The 7,034-nt window shown below is 54.1% G+C and carries 5 protein-coding genes; all 5 read right to left on the reverse strand.

The genetic code is table 11. The features are described 5' to 3' along the window. Positions 1 to 228: 228 nt before the first annotated feature. The 5 genes from AB1A64_RS22165 to AB1A64_RS22185 all read right to left on the reverse strand — a co-directional run bounded on the left by AB1A64_RS22165 (position 229) and on the right by AB1A64_RS22185 (position 6,295). Positions 229 to 1,677 (reverse strand): mannose-1-phosphate guanylyltransferase/mannose-6-phosphate isomerase, encoded by a 1,449-nt coding sequence (locus AB1A64_RS22165; protein ID WP_366554319.1) that lies wholly within the window; start codon positions 1,675 to 1,677, stop codon positions 229 to 231. Between the two features lie 129 nt (positions 1,678 to 1,806). Beyond that, positions 1,807 to 2,538 (reverse strand): metallophosphoesterase family protein, encoded by a 732-nt coding sequence (locus tag AB1A64_RS22170; protein ID WP_366554321.1) that lies wholly within the window; start codon positions 2,536 to 2,538, stop codon positions 1,807 to 1,809. 113 nt (positions 2,539 to 2,651) lie between these two features. After that, positions 2,652 to 3,173: a hypothetical protein gene (locus AB1A64_RS22175; protein ID WP_366554323.1), complete on the reverse strand. Its 522-nt coding sequence runs from the start codon at positions 3,171 to 3,173 to the stop codon at positions 2,652 to 2,654. 448 nt (positions 3,174 to 3,621) lie between these two features. Continuing rightward, complete coding sequence (locus AB1A64_RS22180; protein ID WP_366554325.1) at positions 3,622 to 4,446, reverse strand: hypothetical protein; 825 nt, start codon at positions 4,444 to 4,446, stop codon at positions 3,622 to 3,624. Between the two features lie 73 nt (positions 4,447 to 4,519). Then, positions 4,520 to 6,295, reverse strand: a complete 1,776-nt coding sequence (locus tag AB1A64_RS22185; protein ID WP_366554327.1) for a galactosyltransferase-related protein — start codon at positions 6,293 to 6,295, stop codon at positions 4,520 to 4,522. Between the last annotated feature and the right edge of the window lie 739 nt (positions 6,296 to 7,034).

The raw sequence follows: 7,034 nt of genomic DNA on the forward strand, positions 1-7,034 counted from the left end.
GGCCCCGAAAGGCTGGAAACGCGATTGCTAAAAGGGTTCATGCTCATCAGCCCAACCTCACTCAGTCATCTCAATCAGCAACACCATAAACAAAACACAACTAACACAACGAAAACTCACCGAACGGAGCGGCTGCACCAGGCTTTCCAGGCAACAAAAAAGGCCCCCGTCCGGGGGCCTGATCAATGCGCCATACCTGGCTGCGTGGCGTCAGATGGGGCTGGAACGTCAACCCTTTGCGCCCTGACCGCGCGCGTAAACATCCTCGTACCGGACGATATCATCCTCACCGAGATAGGTTCCGGTTTGAACTTCGATCAGAACCATCGGCACCTTGCCGGGGTTCTGCATCCGATGCACCGCCCCCAATGGGATGTAGACCGATTGGTTCTCGGTCACCAACTGTTCCTTGTCGTCGATCGTCACAAGGGCAGTGCCTTCGACCACGATCCAGTGTTCCGAGCGATGGACATGGCTTTGCAAGCTCAGCGACGCGCCGGGGTGGACGTGAATACGCTTAACCTGGAACCGGTCGCCAACCACAAGGCTTTCAAACCACCCCCAGGGGCGGTGGTCCTTGGGGAAGGTTGTGGCCTGAGCAGCGCCTTTTTCCTTCAGCGCGCTCACCGCTTTCTTAACGTCCTGCGCCCGCGAGGCATCCGCAACCAGAACCGCATCATTCATCGCCACGGCGATGATGTTTTCCAGCCCGATGCCCACCAGCTCCAACTGGTCACTGTCCGAGCGCAACAGCGCGTTGTGGCAATCAATCGCCGTCGCTCCGCCGCTGGTCACCACGCCGTCAGCATCCGGCCCGCTTTCGCGCCAGACCGCATCCCATCCGCCCAGATCGGACCAGGCCGCATCAAACGGAACAACAGACAGGTTCGTCGCCTTCTCCATCACGGCGTAATCGATTGAGATATCTTCGGCCTTGCCCCAAGGTTCGGGGTTCAGACGCAAAAAGCCCAGATCAGGGGTCGCCGTATCGACGGCTGCCTCGACGGGCGCTATCAGTTCAGGCGCATGAGCCCGGAAGGCCACAATCATATCCGATGCACGGAAAAGAAAGATCCCGGCATTCCATTTGAAATTGCCTGCTTCGAGCATTTCAGTTGCGCGGGCCAGATTTGGTTTTTCCACGAACTTCTTCAGCGGAACCGGTGACCCGCCGCTGTCCGATGCGCTCGCCAATTCGAGATAACCATAAGCCGTTTCCGGATGCGTCGGGGTGATCCCGAATGTCACCAGCTGCCCCTGCGCGACAGCCTCTAACCCGCGGGCAACCGCATTCTGGAACGCCGCCACATCAGGCACTACGTGATCGGACGGCGCAACCAACAGCACCGCGTCCGGGTCCTCGGCATGGGCGCGCAGCGCGGCAGCAAGGACCGCTGGGGCCGTATTCCGCCCTTCGGGTTCGATCAAAATGGCGCCGGGATCAATGCCGACAGCCTGCAATTGCTCGGCCACGATGAAGCGGAAATCCGAATTGGTCAGAACCACCGGAGCCGCAAATTCCAGCCCCGCCGCCGCGCCGGACAAACGCCGCGCTGAGGCCTGGAAAAGTGTCTCATCCCCAACAAGCGGCACAAATTGTTTGGGGTAACTCTGCCGCGACAACGGCCAAAGACGCGTCCCGGACCCGCCGCAAAGAAGAATAGGGGTGATCAACATGATAAGCTCGAAACCTGATTTAATTTAAACAGGTCCTATTAGATGTGAATTAGCGTGACAAGATTTTGCTCAGCTTCAACAGGAAAAAGCAAGTGCAACCGCGGATTTGCGCCTGAACGGGCTCAGTCTTCAACCTTGTGCAGTCAAAAATCTGGGTTCCCCACCGTCCAGGCAAACTGCACTTAACACACCAGTTGCAAAAGCGCCGGTATCAATGGAAATCCGTCCCTTGTGCGCGCCAGCCTCACCGACAATCGTATGCCCGTGTACAACCCAAACACCGTCGCGCCTGATCGTTTTCAGAAATGACGGATGACCCCAGATAAGGGTCTTTTCCGATTGCTCGGTGGGCGGAACATTGGGGTCAGCACCGGCATGCACCACAAGGACATTGCCCGAGATTTCCCAGGTCTTCAGCTGGGTCACCCATTGATACAACGTGTCGCCCATCGCCTCTTGGAACTTGTCCCGGCACTCTGTCAGCTCATCACCGGTCATTTCGGCCCGGACCCCGCGCACATCAAACGAGGCCAACGTCTGCAACCCGCCATAACGCAGCCACCGAGGGCCCTGTTCCAATGGGTCTTTCAGGAACCGCAGCATCATCTCTTCATGATTGCCTTTCAGGCAGGTTATATCGGGGCGGGCACTGATCAGGCGCAAGACCTCGGCGCTGTATTCTCCGCGGTCGACATAATCGCCCACCAGAATGATCCGATGGTCCTGCGGCACCTTGTTCAGTAGCTTTTCCAACTGCACGACACAGCCATGCACGTCACCGATAACGCATATTGGAGTATCTGGGCTTGGTGGCAGGAACGGGGCACGCCGCCTGAATCGTTCGAAAAGCGATGACAGCACGATGATCTGTTCTCCTGCCCGGATAGCCGTGAAAGGAACCGGTACAGGAAATCCGGCGCCGGTCTTAGATCCAAACGTGATACCCGGCGACCTGACTGCGGGCAAGACCGGGTTCAGGCGGTTCGGCAGGCGGGCACGCCCATCTGAATGATCTCGCGGCCTTTGACCTTATAAAGCCCGTTGATCCGGTTCCGGGCTTTGTTCATGAACCAAGATTTCAGCGGTTCCGGATAATAGGCGGCCATGATCTGACTGAAATAGTCGAAATCTTCTTGCGCAAGCCGGCGACCGCTTCGGGAAGGGCCGTGAAACCCAAAGGTGGTATCGGGATCAACGCAGGTTCCGGGCAACCCCAGAAACATCGTGCATGTCGAATAACAGATACGGCCCCGGATCTCGACCAGAACACCGTTGCGCTTGAGGTTTTCCAGTTCGACCAGACGGTCATGCAGATAACCACCGCGATCACTTCCCACCACAAGCAACTGCTGTGCCTGGGCGCGTGACGGTGCAAGGGTCACCGGTATCAATGTTGCGACACTCAGCAAGACCGTAAGAAACCGGACAATGCCACAGGCAAAGCGTTGCCCTGCATGCGATGACGCTTTGAAACAACAGTCGATGAAACTCGGCATGGTTCTATCTCCGATTCCAGTAATGATCTGGATCAGGGCTAGAGAACCGCGATGCCTCAGCTGTGCGCTGCCTGTGGCGAAACTTGGCCTTAAATCAATGTTTTAATAGGTTTTTTACGTAAACTTTCCATGTCCAATACGCACGCAGCGTTGCGCGAATGACGCTTAGTGTCATGGGACGGTCTTAGATTTGGTGTCGCCGGGCGATACAGCGACAGATGCGTCTGCCCGATAGAACAAGCGCACAGAGATCAATACTCTCAGTCACTTGTAAACAAAACGCAGTATATCAGATCAACCACCCTTTACCAAACTGCCCGCAAGGTTTGGACGTAGCCAAGCGTGTCGGCGCGGCTGTTTTTTCATTTTTTATCAGCGGCTTGAAGCCACATACAGGGCATTTGGCCCGCATGTTTGTTCAACAAGTTGGGAATAAAGCGGGTAAGTTCTAATTCATCCAGCGCTTGGTACGCCGTTGGAGACGCCAAAGATCACACCAGTAAGAAACCCGCCAAGGTGTGCAAAGGGCAACCTTCCACCACTTCCGGCTTTCCTGAAAGAGCTTTTGTTCATATTCCTTTTTGGAATAACGCTTGGGCAGCGCGATGTGGATTTTTGAACTGAATTCCTGAGACGTGGCGGAAGTATCAGTTGCACTCAGCATCGCACTGGTTTGCAATGCCAGCTGACGCCTAAGACCGATTTCGAAACTCGAGGGATGTACGTAATCCACAACTATATTGGCACTGTCACCACCGGCATCCGCCCAATTGTCACCCAGCGCGGAACTGGTGAACACAACCGTGCTTTGGAGGTTGTCCCAATCGCTATAGAAACTGTCCCATACCGCCGGGCGCACGACGTCCCGCAAAACGAACCCTTCGGCAAGAAAAAGCAATGCCCAAAAGCTGGGCCATGACACCAGCAGGTCTTGAACCTGTTGTTCAGCTACAGGAACCGGTGAAAAAACTACAATGTCAGCGTAACTGGTTAGCAGGTTTACGCTGTGTTCCGCTTCACTCAGGCTGGCCGCAGGGACGCCCTTGGTGACGTGAATGATACGCAAGCCGCCATCAGCGGCCTTCTGTGGAGAATCGGTCTTAGACAGCGCGCTAAAGGAAGATTGAGTGACACGTGGAACACCGCTCTGCTCATAGGCCGCGCACCACTCCTTATGCTTCCGGCCTTCCAAAACGATAATTTCACTTACACGTTGCTTGCACGCTGAAACAACCTTCTCAACGGCTAAGCTCCTTGTTTCACTGTCATTCATTCAGATTTACACTCTGGCGGGTTTAATAGGTATTCATAGAGATTTGGACCGCTGTCCGGATTTTCGAGCCACATTAAAAATGCTGCCCAGATATCTCTAACCTCTGATTTTGAGACATTGAATGGGCGATTTCCGTAAACGAACTCCAGTTGCTTCCCAGCAAAAGCGGCGCACGCGACAGCAGGATTACATCTGCCAGCGCATATTTAAGCTGCACTTCAGATCGGTCATATACCGTTCTGGGCAGGCTGGTCACGCGATCTTGGTATTTCGCAGCAAAGGCACCATAGGATTCCGAGTTATCCGACGCCAGAAAAATCGTGGAATCGGCCTTGGCCGTCAGCAGTTGATCCAAACGCTTGAAGAAGAACGCATAGTGGGATCTGCTGCGAGCGCGTCTGGAAATCTCGTCTTCTGACCGCGACCAGTCACCGGGAACGTCCCCATGAGGGTCCGTGGCCGCGCCGCCATTCATACGCACATGTACGGCGATGTCATTTTGGCTGCGGACGGACTCGATCATCTCTTGCACATCCGCACTCGGCTTCAGCTCACGCAGGAATTTCCGTTCAATGGGGTCGTAGGGTTTGCCGAAGGTGAACCTGTAGGCCGATTGGATAACGATATCCCGCTGCGCCTTAACCAACGAGGCGGTGTCAAAGGCTTCTCGGAATGCCTTGCTCATCAGGTCGACCGCTAAGGCATTCTCCGGGTCGTTCTCTCTGGTATCCTCGACAGCCCCGTCAAAGTCGAACAATGACGCAAAGGTGCAATCGCAATGTTCGTCAGGCACCCAGCGAATGATCAGTTCGCGATCGTGGATTTGTGAAAATGAAAACCCCGAAGCAATTGCACGCAATCGGTTGCCCAAGCCGTGCTGCGCATCGACGACAAGTTTCTGCTTTTGCAGGCTATGCCCCAGCGGAACGGTAACTTCGCCTGTATTCTCTTCCGGTTGCAGCGACGTGTTGCTGATGGCCACAATGGCGTCTTCCAACGAGCGGGTCATCAACGCATAATCCACAGCTTCGCAGGAAACAGAGACCGCAACACCTTTGAACACATCATGTATTGCGCTAACCGCTGCTTCGGCGCGTTCCATCCGCGTGCCAATAAGGTTTGTATCTACACCGTAGGGGTGGCTGCGTCTTAACCGCGCTATGTTCGCGGTTTCACTAAGCACCCGGAAACCCGTCATTGGGCAACTCGCATCCCACGGGGCGCAGGAAGACGCAGTTTGCCGGTTCAGCGCGATCCAGAACTGCGGAAAGGATTGCACTTCATCCCATCCGGTGACCGGTGTACTTTTGGGGCGCTCAACGCGTCTTACGTCGGAATGATCAATATGGCTGATGGTGTCGGGATCGACATCTTCTCTTTGCACGCCTGCGTCGGTCAGGCGTCCGTACAGATCGTCGTCATCCCAGCCATAGGTGACAATCCGCTCGTTAAAGCCGTTAACAGCCAAAAGATTTTCACGCCCAACGACGAAAAAGCCGTTCACGTGGCTTTGACCGGATTTCGCCTGGCGCCAGTTCCCTGCAGTCAGTTGGTCAACACCTGTTGTGTTGCGGCTAAAGAACTCTGAATCGAGGATAATGTCACTGTCGACTTTGATAATCTTGTCTTTGGTCGCAGTGCGGAATCCCAGATTATACGCGTGGGACAAAATCCAGGACCCTTCATCCTCGACCCGAAGAATGCGTATACGTGGATCAGTTATCCCCGCTTTCCGAAGAGTGATCTCAACCGGAATTTCCGAACTCCAGTCCACGATGATAACTTCGCCAATTTCCTGATGCACAAGCCACGTTGGCAGTGTCTGCGCCAGGTGATCATTTCTGTTCATGCAGCAGGTAACAGCAGCAAATCCGGGTTCTATGGCTGCATCGGGTTCATATTCTGCGCCAGCTTCTTCAAACTTTGGAAGGTTGTGCCAAACGTCGGGTTGCGTTCGTATCTCATTGTAGAGGGCAGAAACCGAGGTTGGTGATTTTGCGTTCCGCACCGAAAGCTGTGTTCGAATCAAACTGCGAAATGTGTCCCTGGCCTCAGTTGTTGTGACGGTGTCATCAGATGCGTTCGCATCGCAGAGGCTTGCAACTATTTCGTTAGAAGACTGCATTTTCTCAGTTTGAACCCTTGGTAAGTCAATGCCTTCGGTATTTTAATACTTTGGTCGTTCAGCACATTCCACCTGGGATTGCGTTCAAACAACTTGAGCACCGAGTACCTGTTTGTTCAGGCGTGTCAATCACCAAAGACAGTATCTTTGAAGCGAGCCTCCAAGATTGCAACCTGGATGAGCGGTGATACGCCGGAATCATTGTTTAGACGCCCTTGTCAAGTCAGCTTGCTGTCTTGGTTGTGTCACACTTATCTGGAAATTTAGGTTATTGGCCTCGCAGCGCTTTGGCCAATTTGGTTTTCTGGCGTTAAAGCTTTGTTTTGGATGAGGTTATTGCCCCTGTGCTCTTTGTGTTATGGTTCTGACGGGTTGAGGGTGTTAAGCGATTGATCTTTGGGGATCAATTTTAGTTTGAACGGGGAGGTTTGAGTTATTCCGACGCTGGTTGCGGGATTAGGAT

Source organism: Ruegeria sp. ANG10 (assembly GCF_040705255.1).
In the GTDB taxonomy this organism is placed as follows: Bacteria; Pseudomonadota; Alphaproteobacteria; order Rhodobacterales; family Rhodobacteraceae; genus Ruegeria.

Coding starts and splice junctions, on each gene's coding strand:
- AB1A64_RS22165 (WP_366554319.1), bottom strand. CDS start 1,677: ATGTTGATCACCCCTATTCTTCTTTGCGGCGGGTCCGGGACGCGTCTT.
- AB1A64_RS22175 (WP_366554323.1), bottom strand. CDS start 3,173: ATGCCGAGTTTCATCGACTGTTGTTTCAAAGCGTCATCGCATGCAGGG.
- AB1A64_RS22180 (WP_366554325.1), bottom strand. CDS start 4,446: ATGAATGACAGTGAAACAAGGAGCTTAGCCGTTGAGAAGGTTGTTTCA.
- AB1A64_RS22185 (WP_366554327.1), bottom strand. CDS start 6,295: ATGAACAGAAATGATCACCTGGCGCAGACACTGCCAACGTGGCTTGTG.